Genomic DNA, 16926 nt, shown 5'->3' with positions numbered 1-16926 from the left:
CGCCTCTGGGCCGCACGGTGTGGGCGTGGCCGCTGGTCGGCGCGTTGGTCGGCGCTTGCGGCGGTAGCGTGGCATACGCATTGCGCGCGGCGACGCTGCCGCCGCTTGTGGCCGCGTTCTGGGCGCTGGTCGCGCAGAGCCTGCTGACCGGTGCCCTGCACGAAGACGGGCTGGCGGACACGGCGGACGGCCTGTTCGGAGGACGCACCCCCGCGCGACGGCTGGAGATCATGCGCGACAGCCGGATCGGGGGATACGGCGCGGTCGCGCTTTGCCTGGGTTTCGGTATCCGGGCGGCCGCACTCGCCGCCTTGCCAGCGCCGGCTCTGCTCCCGGCGCTGCTGTTCTCAGGGGCTCTGTCCCGGAGCGCCATGGCCGTGCCGCTGCTGTGCCTAGCCCCGGCCCGGGCGGACGGGCTGGCTTCCACGCTTCGACGCCCGGCCTGGACGGGCCTTGCGGTCGTGACGGCGGTGATCCTGCTGCCGAACGCTCTGATCCTTCCCGCTCGCCCCGCCGTGGTGGCCTTGGCGTCGGTCCTCGTTGTGTCGTTGTGGCTGTCCGGCACATGCCGACGGCGGCTGGGCGGTTACACCGGCGACACGCTGGGCGCGACCGTTGTCCTGAGCGAATGCGTCGCCTTGTCGGCGCTCAGCGCGGCGGCAGGCTGAAACGCTCCATCGCGCCGGGGACCGGTGGGGCCGCGCACGGGTCAGGCACGCGCTCCTCGGCCCAGGCGAGCAGATAACGCAGTGGGCCGCCATGGGTCACGATCATGGTCGACCGACCGTCCATCCGCAGTTCGTCCCACACGGCCCTCACGCGCGCCTGAAGGTCGGAGGCCGACTCGCCGGACGGCATCGCGAACGTCTCGGGCGCGGCGGCCCAGCGATCGAGACCGGCGCGATCGATATGGTCCCACGGCTGCCCCTCCCACGTGCCGAAATCGAGTTCCGCCAGACGCGGTTCGATCGTCGCGTCCAGGCCCAGCACATGGCCCATCACACCAGCTGGCAACACGCAGCGTTGCGCGGGTGAACACAACAACCGCTCCGGCCGTGCATCCGCCACCGCCCCGGCAAGGGCGCGTGCCCAGCCTTCCCACCCCGGCCGCAGCGGCACGTCCAGACGCCCGTAGCAGACCCCATCGGGAACCGCGACCGGCGGGTGGCGCACCATGATGATGTGCTGCGGTCGTGTGCCCGTCGTCACGTCAGCAGGCCTTGCGCGGCGCGGTCAGCGCGCCAGTCTGAACAGAGGCACCATCGGCAGGACGGGCGTCTGCACGAACGATCCGTCCTCGGGCTGAACCGGCACGCGTTCGGCGGCGTGGCCGACATACGTACCGATGCCGAAGGCGTCTTCCATCGTCCGCAGAAGCGAATAATGGTTGTAAGGCGTGTCGTCGCGCACGCCTTTCACGCCGTGATTGGTGATGACGATGGTCGGAACCCGGCCGCCGCCCTGATTGACCGGCCCCACGCGCCCCTTGGCCAGATCGGCCGGGTGAAAGCCGCAGCACCCCTGAATCCCGGCACTTCCATAGTCGTCCTCGTCATAGGTCACGACGATCGCGACGTTTTTCCGCGACGACCAGACGGGCGACGCCATGACCGCGTCCACCACGGACTGCACGTAATTATCGCCCGACGTCAGCAGCCCCGAAGGACCTGAACCGTTGCTCCGGCATTGGGGCGCATTGGCCAGACTGCCGTAGGGTCCATGGTCGTCGTGACACTGGTCCGGAATGACATAGGAGAACCGCGGCAATGTTCCGGCCCGGGCCTGCGCGAAAAATGCCGTATCCGTCTGGTTGCGGGCGAAAATATCCGGTCGACTGCGGATATCGTCCATGTTCATCGACGGATTATGCTTGACCGCATACAGGGCGTACAACTCCGGCGCCATGGCCTTGGTCGGATAGTACGGCACCTCGGGCATGGTGCGTCCCGTCTTGGGGTCGAGCGGCACCGACTGGACATACATCGACCACGAGATACCGGCCTGGTCGAGCTGGGCGAAAAAGTTCGGCACCGTGAAATGGTGCGCGGGATAGGGCGTGTCCTTGCGGGTGTGGCCCGCGCACAGCGTGCCCATGTCCTGCTCGTCTGGCGCGCCGCCGACGATTGCCTTGTCGCGCGGCAGGGGCTGGCCGTCCGGTTCGCAATACCAGGGGTCGTCGTCGATGATGTTCTGCTGGTCGCCAGCGGTCAGCGCGATGTAGTTCGTCTGGCTGACGTGGGAAATGCCGTAATACTGCGTCGCGACATTAAACCGGTGCGACAGGGCCGTCATGTGCGGTGATGTGGCGGGCGATGCGTCGATGATCTGGCCGAACTGACGGTTTTCCATCATGACAACGACGATATTGTCGTAATGCGGCACACCTTCAAGCCCCCTATCGGACGCCGCGTGTGCGACATTCCCGGCCAGTCCGGCGACCATAGCCAGTCCACACCCGATCAGCAGCCCACCAACACGCATCATCATCTCCTTGCCCATCCGGCCACCTGGCCTAATTCCTGCCCGCCGCGCCCGGCGGCGCACCGGCGCGCCCCTCGCGATAACCGACGCTCATGAAATGTGACAGCGCCCAAAACCCGGACTCGCGCACGTCGGGATACAGGTCCAGATAGAACCCTTCATGAAACGAAACCAGTCGCGTCGCGTCATCGCCCTCCGGCAGGCGGACCAGAAATCCCTGCGCGTTGCACACGGGTGGCAACCGCCGCGGCTCGCACCCGAAGCAGGCGGCCCATGAGATGCCAAGGCCCTTCAGATGGGTCAGGAAGGCCGGGACATACACGGCCGGTTCGCGCCGGTAGCGCAGACGAAAGAACGTCTCTTCCATGAAAAAGTAGCTCGTCAGGTGTCGGCCCTCGCCATCAAACCCGCGCAGGGCCTCCTGATCGTTGATATCGACAAGCCCCGCGAGCTTCTCCGCCGCACGCGCGCGGACATCCTCGAAAGCGCGGTTGTGAAGATGCACCACGCCCAGATGCACGCGCCCGTGGGCCTCGTGGCACGAGACCGGGTTATGAAACCCGTTGTCCAGAGCGCGAATGGCACCGGCCTGGAACAGGGATTTCCCGACCACCTGCGGCAGGAAGTAGCCCGGTTCGTCCGGAACGTTGAGGAACATGCGTTCGATGTGCAGCGTCGCGGGTATATCGCGTATCCGGTCGAGATAATCATGGATACGCGTCGCATCGGACGAGATCTGCGCATCACAGAAGACCACGAATTCGTCGCAGTCCAGCGGCAGGGCATAGTCGTACACACGTTCGCGGTCCCACGCCTCGATCGCCTGCCGCACGATCTCGCCCTTGCGCAGGAAGTCAGACGGCTCTCGATACTGGCGGTGAACCGTGACACCCTGCGCCTCATACCGCGCCAATGTCGCCAGCACCCATGGATCATCGGATGCGTGATCGATGATCTCCAGGTTGGCCATTCCGAACAGATCGGCGTGATACAGGATCCACGGTTCGAGCAGCGCCGACTCGTTTCGCTGCATCATGATGCACCGTACAACCGCCACTTGCCCCTCCCCGCAGACGACGTCGTGGGCCGTCAGAGAATATCCACAACCAGCGCCGCCGGGCGGCACAGTCGCACGCCGCCGGGCGCGATCACGAAGGGTCGCTCGATCAGGATCGGGTCGGCGACCATCGCCTCCAGCAGGTCGGCATCCGACAGCGCGGGATCCGACAGACCACGCGCCGCGAATGCCGGCTCCTTACGCCGGATCGCATCGCGAACGCTCAGGCCGGCACGCCCGATCACCTCGGCCAGTTCGACCACGCCGGGTACATCCTCCAGATAAAAGCGGATGGTGGGCGTGATGCCCCGCCCCTCGATCAGCGCCAGAACCTCGCGCGAGGTGCGGCAGCGCGGGTTGTGCCAGAGAACGACGGTCATGCGCGCGCGCCCGTCTCAAGGCGCGCCACCGCGCGCGAGCGCCCGATCAGCGGCAGAAGATCGCGCATGTCCGGCCCCTTCTCCTCGCCCGTCAACAGCACACGCAGTGGGTGATACAACGCCTTGCCCGATCGCCCGGTCGCTTCGCGCAGCGCGGCGGTCCACACGGGCCAAGCGCTGCCGTCCCACGGCTCCGGCGGCAGGCAGTCGATCGCCTGGCGCAGGAACGCACCGTCCCCCTCGACCACGCCCGGGACGATCTCGCCTGCCACGACATCCCACCAATGGCGCAACTCGGTCACCAGATCGACATTGCCCCGCACCGCCAGCCAGAATGCCTCCGTCGCACCGTCGGGCAGTTCGGCGCGCACGGCCTCGAACGGGGTGGCCTGCATGACGCGCCGGTTCAGCGACAGCAATTGCCGCATGTCGAAACGCGCCGCCGAACGCGACACCCGCCCGAGGTCATAGCTCTGCGCCAGTTCCTCGAAGGACAGCGGCGCCGGATTGTCCGCCGTCCCCAACCGCGCGAGGTAGGACACGATCGCCGACGGGTCGAGCCCGTCCTGACGCAGCGTACGCAGGGACAGGCCATCGAAACGCTTGGACAGCTTGCCGCCGCCTTCATCCAGCAACAGAGGCAGATGCGCGAAGGCAAAGGTGTCCCCCTGCGCGCCGAGCGCACGCGCGATATCGATCTGGACGCCCGTGTTGGTGACGTGATCCTCGCCGCGGATGATATGGGTCACATCCAGTTCGAGGTCGTCGACAACGGACGCCAGCGTATACAGCACCGTCCCGTCCGCACGGACCAGCACGGGGTCGGACAGCGCCGTCAGCTTGACCGTGCAGTCCCCCATCACGCCATCACGCCACCGGACCGTCGTATCACTGAGCTTGAAGCGCCAGTACGGCACCTTGCCGTTGGCTTCGGCCTGGGCGCGCTGCTCGGGCGTCATCTTGAGCATGGCGCGATCATAGATCGGCGGCTTGCGCATGCGGATCCGTGCCTCGCGCTTGGCGGCGAGTTCCTGTTCACTCTCGAAGCAGGGATAGAGTCGGCCGCTCTGCTTGAGGTGCTCTACCGCCGCGGCATACCGGTCCAGCCGCTCGGACTGACGGACATACTCGTCCCATTGCAGGCCGAGCCACGTGAGGTCGGTCTGGATGCCGTCGACGAAGCTCTCGCGCGAGCGCTCCGTGTCCGTGTCGTCGATCCGCAGGAGAAAGCGGCCGCCATGCCCGCGCGCGTAGAGCGCGTTCGCAATGGCCTGCCGGGCATTCCCGACATGAAGGGACCCCGTGGGGCTGGGCGCGAAGCGTAGTTTCATGCGCCCTCTATGCCGTGGCCGTCGCCGAAACACCAGCCCGGACGATGGTCCAGGCCGACCCGGCGCCTCAGTGCACGGGCGGGGCCGGCGGCATCAGGGCATCGGCATGGTCAATCAGGCTTTGGGCGCGACCCGCGTCATCCGTAGGGGTGCCTGACGTCGTGACGACGGGCGCGGCCTCCTCGCCGACACGCGCGGTGGCGAGGCGGCTTGCCGTGGGACTTCGCCCCACATCCGTCGCCTCGACACCGGGTGACGCGATCGCCTCGCCGGTGAAATAGACCATGCCGGTCGGGAACGCGGCCAGTACGATACGGTCACGGAAAAACGGCAGGCCGATCAGATTGTACAGCGATGGCTCGATATCGATGTCCAGAGCACCCCCGCGCCACCCCCCGATCGCGACATCGGTGAAGCGATGGCGCCGCCCGAGCAGGGCACCCCCCGCCTGTGTCCGTACGCGATCGTCGGACGCCAGGCTCCTGTCATCAATGCCGATCGCCGCCGCATCGTCGCTCCGCAGGATCGAGGCGTTGGAGCCGGGTTCGAGCTGCATCCCGACCGGTGCCCCGCCCAGCATCACGGTCATCAGGTCGGGGCTGCCCGTCTCGTCGCGCAGCAGCGGCATGGCGACCGATCCATGCCCCAGCCATGCGGACAGCGGCGGACAACCGGCGATACCGCTCTCGCGGAACAGGGTGACGCGCTGGCCCGGCATATCGAGCAGCACGTCGTAGCCCTGAAGGATATCATTCCCGACAACGCCCAGAACAGGCAGCCCGGCGACACGTTCGTCAGCGGTATAGCCCATGTCGATCGCGGTAAAGGCCGCCGTCTTGCCACGCCCGATCCGCAGTTCGCTGACCTGAACGGTCACCGTCGCCGCCGAGCCCGTGACGGTCCGGGTCGTGACGTTCTGACCCGCGTCCCAGGCAATGCCCGGACGCTCGAATACACCCGTCATCGTCTGGCTGAAGCCCAGATACGCCGCCCCCTGGTGGCCGTCGATCGTCACGGGCACAGCCGGACTGCCGCGCCGTGTCAGCAGCGGCATGGTCATGACATGCGCGGCGCAGGCCTGCGGCACCCGGGCCTCGGGCGGCAGTACGACATCATCAGCCCGCGCCGCCGTCGCGCCCATGACCAGCAGCCAGAGGCTCAACCACCCCTCATATGCGCGGCCCCGAAATCGCACGCGGTCCTAATCCTCGTCTTCGTCGTCATGTTCGGAACGCGGGTCGAGCGATCGCCAGTCACGCTCCATCGGTGTTGCGACCGTGCCGACGAAGGCGGCGATTTCCGAACCGGACTGCCAGCCGTTCTCGCCCGCGTCCTTGACCTCGGCGTCTTCACCGTAAGCATACCAGGCGTTGAGCACATCGACGCCGCCCGTCGCGGCCCGACAACGTTCGACGCTGTCGCGCACATAGGCGCGCGCGAACGCGTTGGCGTGGAAGAGATCCGGAAAGCCCTTGATCTCCTCGGTCACGTTGTCGTCCGAAGCACCCGAGAGGTCGAGGATCCGAACGACCCAGCCACCCTCCGGCGCAAACAGGCTTTCACTCATGCGTGGCTCTCTCCGTTTTTTGCCGCAACAGGAATTCTCGTCCGATCTTGACCCGCGGCTCCCCGTTATAGGCAACGATATCCGCCGTGGCATAGGTCTCGGTCCACGTCGCCGGAATGAACGATCCGGTTCCGATCGCATCGATCGGCGCGTGGGCGTCGGCCATGCTGACGCATTTTTCGACGTCGAAACCGGACGACGCCAGGATACGCACCCGGTCGAACCCGGCCTGATCCAGTTGCTCGCGCATGCGCCAGATCGCAGCGGCGGAGACACCGGTGCCGACCAGATGCCGCAACTCCTTCTCCGAGCGATAGCGGCGAATGGTGCCGGGCGTATTGCGATCGAGAACCGCATAGGACTCCTGCGGATCGAGTCCTTCGAGAAACCGTCCGCCGTGCGTATCCAGACGCAGCGCGATCCGCCCGGCGGCGGCAAGTTCGGGGAAGCGGCGGCAGATCGCCAGACCGTCGGTCACCTCGCGTCCGAAATAGTCGACCAGTGCCACCAGATCGCTGTCGGGATAGGTCTCATGGAACATTTCGGCGGCGCGTACGGTCGACCCCGCGTAGCCGATCAGCGCGTGCGGCATGGTCCCGAGACCACTTTTGGCACCGAAGAAATGCGCAGTCGCATCGTTGGCGCAGCCGATGAAGCCCACGGCCCCATCCGTTCTGGCGGTCGCCCCGCCAACGGACGCGGCATAGGCCATCTGCTCCTGCATTTCGAAGCCGGCGCAGTGGCGCGCCTCCATCGCCAGGAACTTCACACCAGGCAGCGCGACCGCCATCTGGTAGGCGTGATGCGCCGCAACGCATGCCGGGCCGAGCTTCTGCAGCGCCAGCGTCTCCAGCGGCGAGAGAAAGGCGAACGACCCGGTGACGTAGACCAGCGCCTCGCCCGCACCTACCCAGGCTCCCTCGGGATAGGCAAGTTCGATGTCGATCGCCTCGCCGTGTTCGCGGGCAACGTTTTCGAGCCACGCGCACATCAGGCGCGGCGCCGAGATGACCGGCCTGCGGAGGAAAAAGGCGTATGTTACCGAGCAGTCGCCAAAGCGGCTGACGATCTCATGCGTGCGATTGAAATAGGAGTCCGTGCGCGCCCGTATCGTGGCGTCGTCCAGAGCCTGCCGTGCGCCAAACAGAGGCGCGGGTTCGTGCCCAGCCATGCCTATACGTTTCCTTCTGTCCCGGGACGTTTGCCGTCCTCGTCAGACCCTGCGTGGCACGCCTGCGCCGGTTTTTCCAGTGGCATGCCTGCCGGACGGGCTGGTGCGCCCGACAGGCATGCGCCGGTCAGGCCGCCCGGGTCTGACGCGCGGCATCGCCCAGACGCGTGGTCAACTCCTCCGCGATCAGGAACGCCATTTCCAGCGACTGCTCGGCGTTCAGGCGCGGATCGCAGAATGTCTCATACCGGTCGCCCAGATCGGCCTCGGTCAGGCGCTGGGCACCACCCATGCACTCGGTCACGTTCTGGCCGGTCATCTCCACATGCACGCCACCCGGACGACCGCCTTCGGCCGCGAAGACGTCGAAGAAGCCGCGCACCTCCTCAAGAATCGCGTCAAAGGACCGTGTCTTGATCCGGTTCGCCACCGTTACCGTGTTACCGTGCATGGGATCGCACAGCCACGTTACGGTGCGGCCGGTGGCGTTCACCTTGCGCAGAAGCGACGGCAGATGCTTCTGCACCCCCTCAGCACCCATGCGCGAGATCAGCGTGATCCGCCCGGCCTCGTCGGATGGGTTAAGGATGTCCAGAAGACGCTCCAGATCCTCGACCGTCGTGGTCGGTCCGACCTTGATACCGATCGGATTGCGCACGCCGCGCAAGAACTCGACATGCGCGCCGTCGGGCTGGCGCGTCCGGTCACCGATCCACACGAAATGCGCCGAGCAGTCATACCACTCGCCACTGGTCGAATCGACGCGTGTCAGGGCCTGCTCGTACGGCAAAAGCAGAGCCTCGTGCGAGGTATAGAATTCGGTCTCGTTCACGTTGGGCGAGTTCGGATCGATGCCGCATGCGGCCATGAACGACAGCGTCTCGTCGATGCGGGTCGCCAGCACGCGATAACGCTCGGCCAGCGGAGACCGCTCGACGAAGCCCAGGTTCCAGCGATGCACGTCATGCAGGTTCGCATACCCGCCCGTCGCGAAGGCGCGCAGAAGGTTCAGCACGCCGGCCGACTGGAAGTAGCCGGTCTCCATCCGCACCGGGTCGGGCACGCGCGCCTCGGTCGTGAAAGCCGGCCCATTGATGATGTCACCGCGATAGGACGGCAGGCTGACACCGTCGATCGTCTCCATGTCCGACGAACGCGGCTTGGCATACTGGCCCGCCATACGGCCCAGCTTGACCACCGGCACCTTGGCGCCGAACGTCAGCACCACGGCCATCTGCAGCAGGACGCGGAACGTGTCGCGCACGATATCGGCGGTGAATTCGCTGAAGCTCTCGGCACAGGCGCCACCTTGCAGGACGAACGCCTCGCCGCGCGCCGCCTTGGCAAGGCCGTCCTTCAGGCGGCGCGCCTCGCCGGCGAACACCAGCGGCGGGTACTGCCGCAGGCGCCCTTCAACGGCCTCCAGGGCATCGATATCCGGATAGGATGGCATCTGCTTGGCTGGAAACGACCGCCAGCCCGCCGGCGTCCAGGACGTCTGCGTAAGCTTGGAAGAGTTGAGTATAGCACTCATCGGTCGGTTTCCTGTTCGCTCTCGCCAGGCGGCGAGCAATGAAAGACGGTTACGGCCCGGGGCGCGGTTCCGCGACCCGGGGCAGGCTTTATGTCGAAAAAGACCCCGGAAAGCAAAGACTCTGTTATCGGTCAGCAGGGCCGAGGCGCTGGACGGCGGACCGCCCGGAACGTCACGTTGAACCGTTTATCGCCGGTCAGCGGGTGCCATCCGCGCGCAAGGGCCGCGACACCATGATACACGAGCCGCGAGGGCCCGCCCCACACCACGACATCCCCGCTGTCCAGCCGTATCCGCCGCGTCGGCGATGACCGTTCAAGGCCGCCCCACAAAAAGGTAGCCGCGACCCCGACGGACAGCGACACGATCGGTTCGGACAACGCGTCCTCGTCCCTGTCCTGATGCAGGGACAGGCGCGCGCCCGGCGCATACCGGTTGATCAGGCACGCGTCGGGCGCGAAGCTGGCATAGCCCGCCTCATCAGCGGCTTCCCGGGCTACATCCGACAGCAGTTCGGGCATGGCGGGCCAAGGCCGGCCGGTCGTCGGATCAACGGGCACGTATCGATAGCCCTGTCGGTCAGAATGCCACCCCAGAGTGCCGCAGCCGGTCATAGCGACGGACATGGTGCGGCCGCCGGGCGTCGTCAGCATGCGGAATGGCGAGCGCCGGGCAATATCGCCGATCGCCTCCATGATCGCGGCCTCGCGGCCGCCCAGCCAGCCACGCAGCAGTACCGCTCCGTCCTCCAGCCCCTCTCTGTGCCGGGGTCCCGGGCCCAATGGTGTCAACAGGTCCATCGCCGGCCCTCCCCTGTTCGCATGACGGCAATATCGTGATGGCACGTTGCCGATGCCAGCCGAAATGGTCTACGGGTAGGCAACAGCCTCGAGACCGCCCGAAGGAATGAACCATGGCGCTGCGCCCCCTCGCCGCCCTGAACACGACTGCTCTGACCGCCGCTCTGACCGTGGCGGCCGGCCTGAGCCTCGGTGCCCCCTACGCATCCGCAGCACCCGACGGCAGTAGCGCCGACGATCGGGCGATCTCGCAATCGACGCAGGGCCAGACGACGCCGAACCGGGGCGAACATCTGACGGTCCACGGTCGGCGTAGCATCCCCCCCGGTTATTCCGACGCGCCGTCCAACGAAATCAATCATGGACCCGACCCGGACCATCTCGCCAACGTCCACCGCGACGCAGTCACCGGCTCTAATCTGACCAATTTCGGCTCGGCGTATCAGGAGAACGGTCCGTTCGGGAGTGGCCAGTTGGGCGATGCTACCGGCAACGGCTGGGTGACTCCGCGCAGCAGCGGTCCCTGATCGCGGCACGGCTTACCGGTTCCGGTCGCCGCACCATGCGACTCGCCTACATCATCAACTCCACGGAGGGGGGAGGCGCCGCCTTCCCCGTTCCCAATCTACTGCGGCATGTGCGGGCATGTGGGCATGATGTCACAGTCCTTGCCCTTACCCGCCGGGATGGACGCGCCATCGCGCCGATCGAGGCCGCCGGGATCGCCTTGCGCATCTGCCCCGCCGGCCCGGCTGACCATGCCCAGGCCGCCCTCTGGCTCGACCACTGCCTGTCCGAGCTTCGTCCCTCCCATCTCTGGACGTCACTGACGCGGGCGACGCTTCTTGGGCAGGCGATGGGACTGCGCCATCGACTGCCGGTGGCAAGCTGGCAGCATTCCGCCGCCCTCAAACCCGCAAACCGTCGCTTGCTGCGCGTGACGCAGGGCCTGTCGCGGCTGTGGCTGGCGGACTCCCGGTCTGTCGAGGCGATCCTCGGGCCGTTCCTTGGCATTCCGGCCGAGCGCCGTCTGGTGTGGCCGCTTTTCATCGCCAATCGCCAGCAGCCCCGTGCGCGCGGCTGGCAGCCGGGCGAGACGGTGCGCATCGCTTCCGTCGGGCGGCTGCATCCGGTCAAGAACTACGATCGATTGATCGCGGCCTTGGGGCGTCTTCGCGCCCAGCCCGGACTGACGCCGTTTTCGCTGACGATCGCCGGTGACGGGCCTGCCTACGACGCTCTGACAGCCCAGATAGCCGCGGCCGGACTGTCCGATTGCGTGACGCTTCCAGGTTTTGTTGAAGACACCGAGAGATTTCTGGCCGACCAGCATCTGTATGTCCAACCCTCTCAGCGCGAGGGTCTGTGTCTTGCGGCGCATGAGGCGATGACAGCAGGACTGTGCGTGGTCGCAAGCCGCGTTGGAGAGCCCGCTTTCACCATCGAGAACGACGTCTCCGGCGTGCTGGTACCCCCCGACGACACCGATGCCTTGGCCGAGGCGCTGGCCGCGCTTCTTCGCGACCCAGCCCACATGGCGTCCATGGGCGCCCATGCGCGAGAAGCCGTCCTGCAACGGTTCAGCCCCCAGGCCTTTCACATCGCCGGCGACCGTTTCCTTCAGCGGTTCGAGGACGTCGGACGCACGGCGTAACCGCCGGCGAGAAACGTCCCAATCAGTAGGTTATCGTAGGCGGAGTGAGGATGTTTCGCTCGCGGCCGTCATTCCCACTCGATTGTTCAAGGACCAGCTAGGTCTTTGATATAGCTTGCTTTTGTCTATCTTGTAGTGCCGGAAGCCGACGCTCGGGCCGTCAAAAAGATATACTCTTGATTTTAAAGAGAAAATCGCCCCAGAATTTTTTTGTCTGCTGTCGATATCTATCGAGGTCGATCAGGCCCAAAACCCCTCGATCTCGAAATGCAATAACGCTTAATCAGCTTCATCAAAGTACCGTCACGAACAGCTGACATCGCGAGCTATGGCGGCCGATGATCGGCCGTAATCGGTCGGGACCCCCCTTCACTGATCAAGAACCGTGTTGTCCGAAGATGGGCTTCATCGGGCGGGATAGGGCGGAAAGAATACCGGCATTTCACGTCGGAGTTTGGCGGCGAGCTCGTGATCTGGGAAGCGGTCGATGGCCGTCGTCCAAATTGCCAAAGCCTCAATCTTCTCGCCCCTGTTCCAGTGAGTGCCGCCGAGATTGAACATCGCCGAGTCGTAATCGGGATCCAGCGCGAGCGCCTTCTCATAGGCGTCGATGGCCTGCGCGGACTGGCCAAGATCGCCGTAGGCCGCGCCGAGCTGAAACCAGCTCATGGCGTCAGGCTGGATGCGCTCGGCCTGTTCGCGCAAGATGGGCAGGCTCTCTTCAAACCGACCGAGAAAGTTGAGGGCGGTCCCGAGACAGTAGCCGTAGTGACCGCCCGTCAGATCGTAGGCCTTCCGAAAACAGAACTCAGCCTCGGCCCAGTCCGCTTCATCTTGCGCCCAGTGCCCAAGGCGATCCCATAAAAAGGCGACTTCATCCTTGTCGTCGAGGTGCTCGATTTGGCGATCGAACTCGGCGCGGAATTCCGCGTAGGTCCAGCTAACATCTTCTCCCTCCGCTCGCAGGTACAAGGTCGCCAACAGCAGCTCGCGACGGCCTCCAGATGTCTCGGGGTGGGCGCCGACGTAGCGGTGCCAGAAGCCCAGCGCTCGGCGCGCATTCTCCGTCGTTGTCCGACCGAAGCTCGCCACCAGCCGTGCGAAAAACGGCCAGATCCATGGCTCGCAGTCAGCCTGGACAAGGAGGCCATTGATCTCACGGAACGCCGCGCTCCCCTCTCCCATGTTGAAGAGCACGTTGGCTCTCCACCCTGCAACGCCCGCCGCCTTGGCGCGCGTAGGGTCGGTGAAGACGGCCTGATCCAGATGCGCGAGGGCGTGCTTCCACTCGCCGTGGCGCACGTAGAATTGGGCCAAGGCATTGTGAGCTTCAGGAAGGTGCGGGTTCAGCCGCAAGGCTTCGCGATAGTGCTCGACTGCTCGCTTCTCATCTCCGAGCCGCTCAAAGCTCGTCCCGAGGTTCTTATGGCCTTGGGATGCTAGGTCCGGCGTATTGGCGAACGCGGGATCGGCGAGAGCCGCCTCATAGGCGGCCTTGGCGTCTTCCTCCCGGCCGAGCGCCGAGAAGGCGTTGCCGATCGTGTAGTGAAGGCTGCCCCGCTCGTAGCGGCCTAGGTCGAGCTGATTCCTGAAAAACTTCACGGCGTCTTCGATCCGGGCGCGCGACCGACTTAACCCCGCCATCCCCAGGTTGACCTCAGCCATGTAAGCGGGGCCCATGGGTTCGTTGCCCACCCCGAGCACTTCTGCGAACCGATCGAAGGCCGCGCTGATCACCGTGTCGGCGTCCTGATCGTAGAGGTGCGCAAGGAGTTGGCTAGCCACGGCCGGATCGTCCGGGACATGGATGTCCGGAATACCGCACCGAACGAGGCCAGCGATGTCGCCAGGCGCCGCCCGGGTCTGCTCGATCCGACGATCGCGCGCCGCCCGCGCAGCAGATCTAGCCACAGTGGCCAGCCGATCCAGCCGCGCGTTCGTCAGCTCGTCAGTGAAATTGACGGTGAGCGATTGCTGGTGGGTCCAATTTTTTCCCGCGTGCTCGTATTGGTGGAGAACAGTCTCCGCTGGGCAGATGCGCAGCGACGACGTCGGGATGTGATAAGCGGCGTATAAGCTGTGCGGGTGCATCAGCAAGTAATTCAGATTCGAGCGGTTGACCTCAATGCTGAGAGAGGCATCCGCGTTGAGCGGGCGTTCGGTCCCTTTGAGCTGCACGTGGACCCTGACGTTGGTGGCCTGCTCCTGATCGACGACTTCGATCTCACAGTCCGTTCCATAGTCCTTGCGGTCGGCGCGTTGGAGGATGAAGCGACCACTCGCCGCTAGACGTGCCTGGAAGGCCGTTTCCGCCTTCTCCTCCGTGACATGATTTGCATCACGCTTCGGCAGGTCGTCGAGGTGGTCCAAATCGTCAGCCATCCCTAACCCTTGCGCGTAATGAAGGCGAAGTCAGTGGCGCCCGCTTTCGCGGACAACTCCAGCCAGTTCTGGTTAAAGTCGGGCAAGTGGGCATGCTCGAGCGCCGCGGCGGCCACCGCAGCGCAGTAAGCGATCCCGACATGCACGGTCGACCCCAAGAAATTGAGGAATCGCGTCAGGTCTGGCGGGTAAGCCAGGTCGGTATCGCTGTCAAAGATACGGTGCCGTTCGCCATCCACGAAGGTGTTGATCGCGCTCTCCAACACCGCGTAGCCCAGAAACGCCTCGGCCGGCGCGCCAGGTTGCGTCAGAACGGCGTTGAGCTCGGGCCGCCATTCGAGGGTCTTCTGGCTGAGCGCCGGGTTGACGTGACCAACCGCGATGTTCCGGATGTACTTGGCGAATTCGAAGTTGCGCCGATGAGGCGTGATGATCTCGGAAATCGCCGGATGATCCTTGTAGAGTGCACGACAGATCAGCTCGAGATCGGTGACGTTCGCGCAGGACACCAGGAGCTGTTTCAACAGAATGAGCCTGACGCCGTCGTCGGTGGGGCCGGCTTCGAGGGCAGCGTCGGCGGCGACGAGATCGCCGTGGGCTAGGCGGGCAGAAATGGCAATATGAACAAAATCCATGAACTCTTTCCTACCGGAGCGTGAGCAAACGACAGGCGAGCTCGCGCTGGCCCCAGCGGGTTGAGAAGGTGTCGGAGACCTCGAACCAGCTTCCGTCATTGCCAGTGCCGTGGTTGGCGCCCATGCAGGAGCACTGACATTCGTGCCCCTGTGCTTCCTGACAGGCGCGCGCACAGATCTCCTGCTCGCGATAAGGCTGGATGATGTAAACCCGGCCGTAGCGCTGCAATGCTCGATCAACGAAATCGTTGAACCAGGACTTCGGCAGTTCCCAATACGCGTGATCGCCGCTGATCCACTCTGGTGTCATCCGCCGACCGTTTTGCAACCATTGCCGATTGTCATCGGCGAAAGGCAGTCGAACCCGAAGCTTCTCACCGCGTCCGGTCCGACGCAGAACAACCGGAATTGGTTTCTGCTTCCAGACGTAGTTGAGAGTGAGCCGATCCATGAATGCCTTCTCCGACCTCGATTGCAGACCGAAAATATCCTAGGTTTGGTGAGCATCCATTCTAGCGAGTACGGAGATGCCAAATGTCAAGGCTTCAATCTATGCTTTAGTCACTCGGTGTAGACGAAATAGCTTGTCGAAAAAATCTTGGATTACCTTTTCGGATCCGGTGCCAACCAGTTCATTGGCACCAAATCGGTAAACCTCGTAGCCAGCAAGACGCAGTTCGCGGTCGGCCGATACCATCGCGCTGTAGATCTTCAGCGAAGGCTTTTCGCCCTCCGAGAAGTGATGCTTCCCATCCACTTCGATCACGACCCGCTGGCGGCCGGGAAGCAAGAGAAGAAAATCCATGCGTTGACGTATCAGGGGCAAACGGTGGCGGAGCATTTTTACGACAGCCGGATCGTAGTGCAGATAAACTTGAGGCAACAGTGCAGGAAGAGCGTCGGCCACGCTGTTTCGATAGGTTTTGAAATAGGTCGCGAAGATCTTTCTTTCAGCATCGGAGGCGAGAGACTCCTGCAGGCGCTTACCGAGACTAACGGCGTCACCGCCTGATCCTTGTTCAGACCACCATGTCACTAGCTCTGACCATAATAAGCCGTTCGCGGCTGTAATTGGACGGTCGTATACGAGGCAGCTTTCCTCCCCGGAGAGAATAACGATGTCGTTGTTGATGGCATCGGCAAAGCCAAGTTCCGGCTTCGGGCCGCGAGACGCGAAAATCAGGTTCTTAGGACGCCCCTCTACACCCCGCACTATGGGCCGGAATGCATAGATCGGATGTCCCGATTCATCGCCATCCACCGCGAGCTCGTAACCGTCCCGAGCGAGAACCTTGTTGAGTGCGGTTACGGTCCGAAGTTGTTCCTCCCCTGAACGGGCCAATGGGTGGACCGTGTCCTGAAGCAAAGCGCCGAACCGCGCCCGCGAACAATCGAATGCACCGATCTCTCCGAAGAGGAACTCCACCGAGCAGTCGCCCGGGTTTCGCACCATATGACGCTCGATCTTGTTCCTGAGGCTTCTGCCGCTACCGCCAAATACTTCCTCAAATGGATCGGAAATAACGAAATAGCGGCCGACCAACTCGATTACGTCGGCCTCGCCGGCCAGGTCGTCTCCGAACACGCGCGCAACATCACGACGCGTGATACGGGTCAATGGCGGCTCGTCGGCTTCGAGTACTTTGCGACCTGCCTCGTCTAGGGCGACGTCACCTCGTCCTTGAGCGAGCTTCAGCGCTAGCTTCGCCATCTCCATTTCCGAGAGGTTGTCCAGCGCAGCATCAATCCGCTGGCTCTTCGCAAACCCATCCCCGCGTGGAATCTCCAGTCCCGCAATGCGGAACGGCTCTATGTCCAGCGCAGCGTGAGACATCGGATGGAAGAAGTTGGCGATCTTGGCACGGAGATCCGTAGACATGGTCAGATCGCCGCCATCACTATGCGCCAAGGATTGGCCAAGTCTTGGATGGTCT

Annotated in this window: 17 protein-coding genes; 3 read left to right on the top strand and 14 right to left on the bottom strand. The window is 64.4% G+C overall.

Annotated elements, in window-relative coordinates; genetic code table 11:
- On the top strand, positions 1 to 668 hold a 668-nt coding region (gene cobS, locus HUK82_RS03855), incomplete at its 5' end, for an adenosylcobinamide-GDP ribazoletransferase (RefSeq protein ID WP_176612685.1).
- On the opposite strand, the gene HUK82_RS03850 is transcribed toward cobS, so the two are convergent.
- The 10 genes from HUK82_RS03850 to alkB all read right to left on the bottom strand — a co-directional run bounded on the left by HUK82_RS03850 (position 649) and on the right by alkB (position 10321).
- A complete protein-coding gene (locus HUK82_RS03850) occupies positions 649 to 1209 on the bottom strand; it encodes a histidine phosphatase family protein (RefSeq protein ID WP_176612684.1) in 561 nt (186 codons plus the stop codon). The genes cobS and HUK82_RS03850 overlap by 20 nt on opposite strands.
- 24 nt (positions 1210 to 1233) lie before the next feature.
- Entirely contained in the window at positions 1234 to 2487 is a 1254-nt protein-coding gene (locus tag HUK82_RS03845; RefSeq protein WP_176612683.1) for an alkaline phosphatase family protein, read from the bottom strand.
- A gap of 25 nt (positions 2488 to 2512) precedes the next feature.
- Positions 2513 to 3517 (bottom strand): glycosyltransferase family 2 protein, encoded by a 1005-nt coding sequence (locus HUK82_RS03840; RefSeq protein WP_176612682.1) that lies wholly within the window; start codon positions 3515 to 3517, stop codon positions 2513 to 2515.
- Positions 3518 to 3570: 53 nt separating this feature from the next.
- Entirely contained in the window at positions 3571 to 3918 is a 348-nt protein-coding gene (arsC, locus tag HUK82_RS03835; protein WP_176612681.1) for an arsenate reductase (glutaredoxin), read from the bottom strand.
- On the bottom strand, positions 3915 to 5249 hold the full coding sequence (gltX, locus tag HUK82_RS03830; protein WP_176612680.1) for a glutamate--tRNA ligase: 1335 nt from the start codon (positions 5247 to 5249) through the stop codon (positions 3915 to 3917). The genes arsC and gltX overlap by 4 nt, the downstream gene beginning before the upstream one ends.
- Before the next feature lie 67 nt (positions 5250 to 5316).
- The gene (locus HUK82_RS03825) at positions 5317 to 6411 is read right to left on the bottom strand and encodes a retropepsin-like aspartic protease (RefSeq protein WP_176612679.1); all 1095 of its coding nucleotides are present in this window, start codon (positions 6409 to 6411) and stop codon (positions 5317 to 5319) included.
- Positions 6412 to 6450: 39 nt separating this feature from the next.
- On the bottom strand, positions 6451 to 6816 hold the full coding sequence (locus HUK82_RS03820; RefSeq protein ID WP_176612678.1) for a hypothetical protein: 366 nt from the start codon (positions 6814 to 6816) through the stop codon (positions 6451 to 6453).
- Complete coding sequence (locus HUK82_RS03815) at positions 6809 to 7987, bottom strand: nicotinate phosphoribosyltransferase (protein ID WP_176612677.1); 1179 nt, start codon at positions 7985 to 7987, stop codon at positions 6809 to 6811. Before HUK82_RS03815 ends, HUK82_RS03820 begins: the two co-directional genes overlap by 8 nt.
- Positions 7988 to 8114: 127 nt before the next feature.
- Positions 8115 to 9521, bottom strand: coding sequence for a class II 3-deoxy-7-phosphoheptulonate synthase (locus HUK82_RS03810; protein ID WP_176612676.1), 1407 nt, complete (start codon positions 9519 to 9521; stop codon positions 8115 to 8117).
- Positions 9522 to 9652: 131 nt separating this feature from the next.
- Positions 9653 to 10321: a DNA oxidative demethylase AlkB gene (alkB, locus tag HUK82_RS03805; RefSeq protein WP_176612675.1), complete on the bottom strand. Its 669-nt coding sequence runs from the start codon at positions 10319 to 10321 to the stop codon at positions 9653 to 9655.
- Positions 10322 to 10434: 113 nt separating this feature from the next.
- On the opposite strand from alkB, the gene HUK82_RS03800 reads away from it, so the two are divergent.
- Both HUK82_RS03800 and HUK82_RS03795 read left to right on the top strand, forming a co-directional pair.
- Positions 10435 to 10848, top strand: coding sequence for a hypothetical protein (locus HUK82_RS03800; protein ID WP_176612674.1), 414 nt, complete (start codon positions 10435 to 10437; stop codon positions 10846 to 10848).
- A gap of 35 nt (positions 10849 to 10883) precedes the next feature.
- Positions 10884 to 11975: a glycosyltransferase gene (locus HUK82_RS03795; RefSeq protein WP_176612673.1), complete on the top strand. Its 1092-nt coding sequence runs from the start codon at positions 10884 to 10886 to the stop codon at positions 11973 to 11975.
- Positions 11976 to 12380: 405 nt separating this feature from the next.
- Here the strand turns inward: HUK82_RS03795 and HUK82_RS03790 are convergent, their stop codons facing one another.
- The 4 genes from HUK82_RS03790 to HUK82_RS03775 form a co-directional block, all read right to left on the bottom strand.
- The gene (locus HUK82_RS03790) at positions 12381 to 14357 is read right to left on the bottom strand and encodes a tetratricopeptide repeat protein (protein WP_176612672.1); all 1977 of its coding nucleotides are present in this window, start codon (positions 14355 to 14357) and stop codon (positions 12381 to 12383) included.
- A 2-nt stretch (positions 14358 to 14359) separates the two neighbouring features.
- Positions 14360 to 14992 carry a hypothetical protein gene (locus tag HUK82_RS03785; RefSeq protein WP_176612671.1) on the bottom strand — a complete coding sequence of 211 codons (633 nt, stop codon included), beginning with the start codon at positions 14990 to 14992 and terminating at the stop codon, positions 14360 to 14362.
- Positions 14993 to 15002: 10 nt separating this feature from the next.
- Positions 15003 to 15443, bottom strand: coding sequence for a hypothetical protein (locus tag HUK82_RS03780; protein ID WP_176612670.1), 441 nt, complete (start codon positions 15441 to 15443; stop codon positions 15003 to 15005).
- 99 nt (positions 15444 to 15542) lie between these two features.
- Positions 15543 to 16871, bottom strand: coding sequence for an AbiJ-related protein (locus HUK82_RS03775; protein ID WP_176612669.1), 1329 nt, complete (start codon positions 16869 to 16871; stop codon positions 15543 to 15545).
- Positions 16872 to 16926 lie beyond the last annotated feature (55 nt).

The sequence above is a fragment of the Ameyamaea chiangmaiensis genome, from assembly GCF_013376175.1.
Lineage (GTDB): Bacteria > Pseudomonadota > Alphaproteobacteria > Acetobacterales > Acetobacteraceae > Ameyamaea > Ameyamaea chiangmaiensis.
Note: the sequence above shows the minus strand (reverse complement) of the source record. Positions and strands in the feature narration are given on the sequence as shown.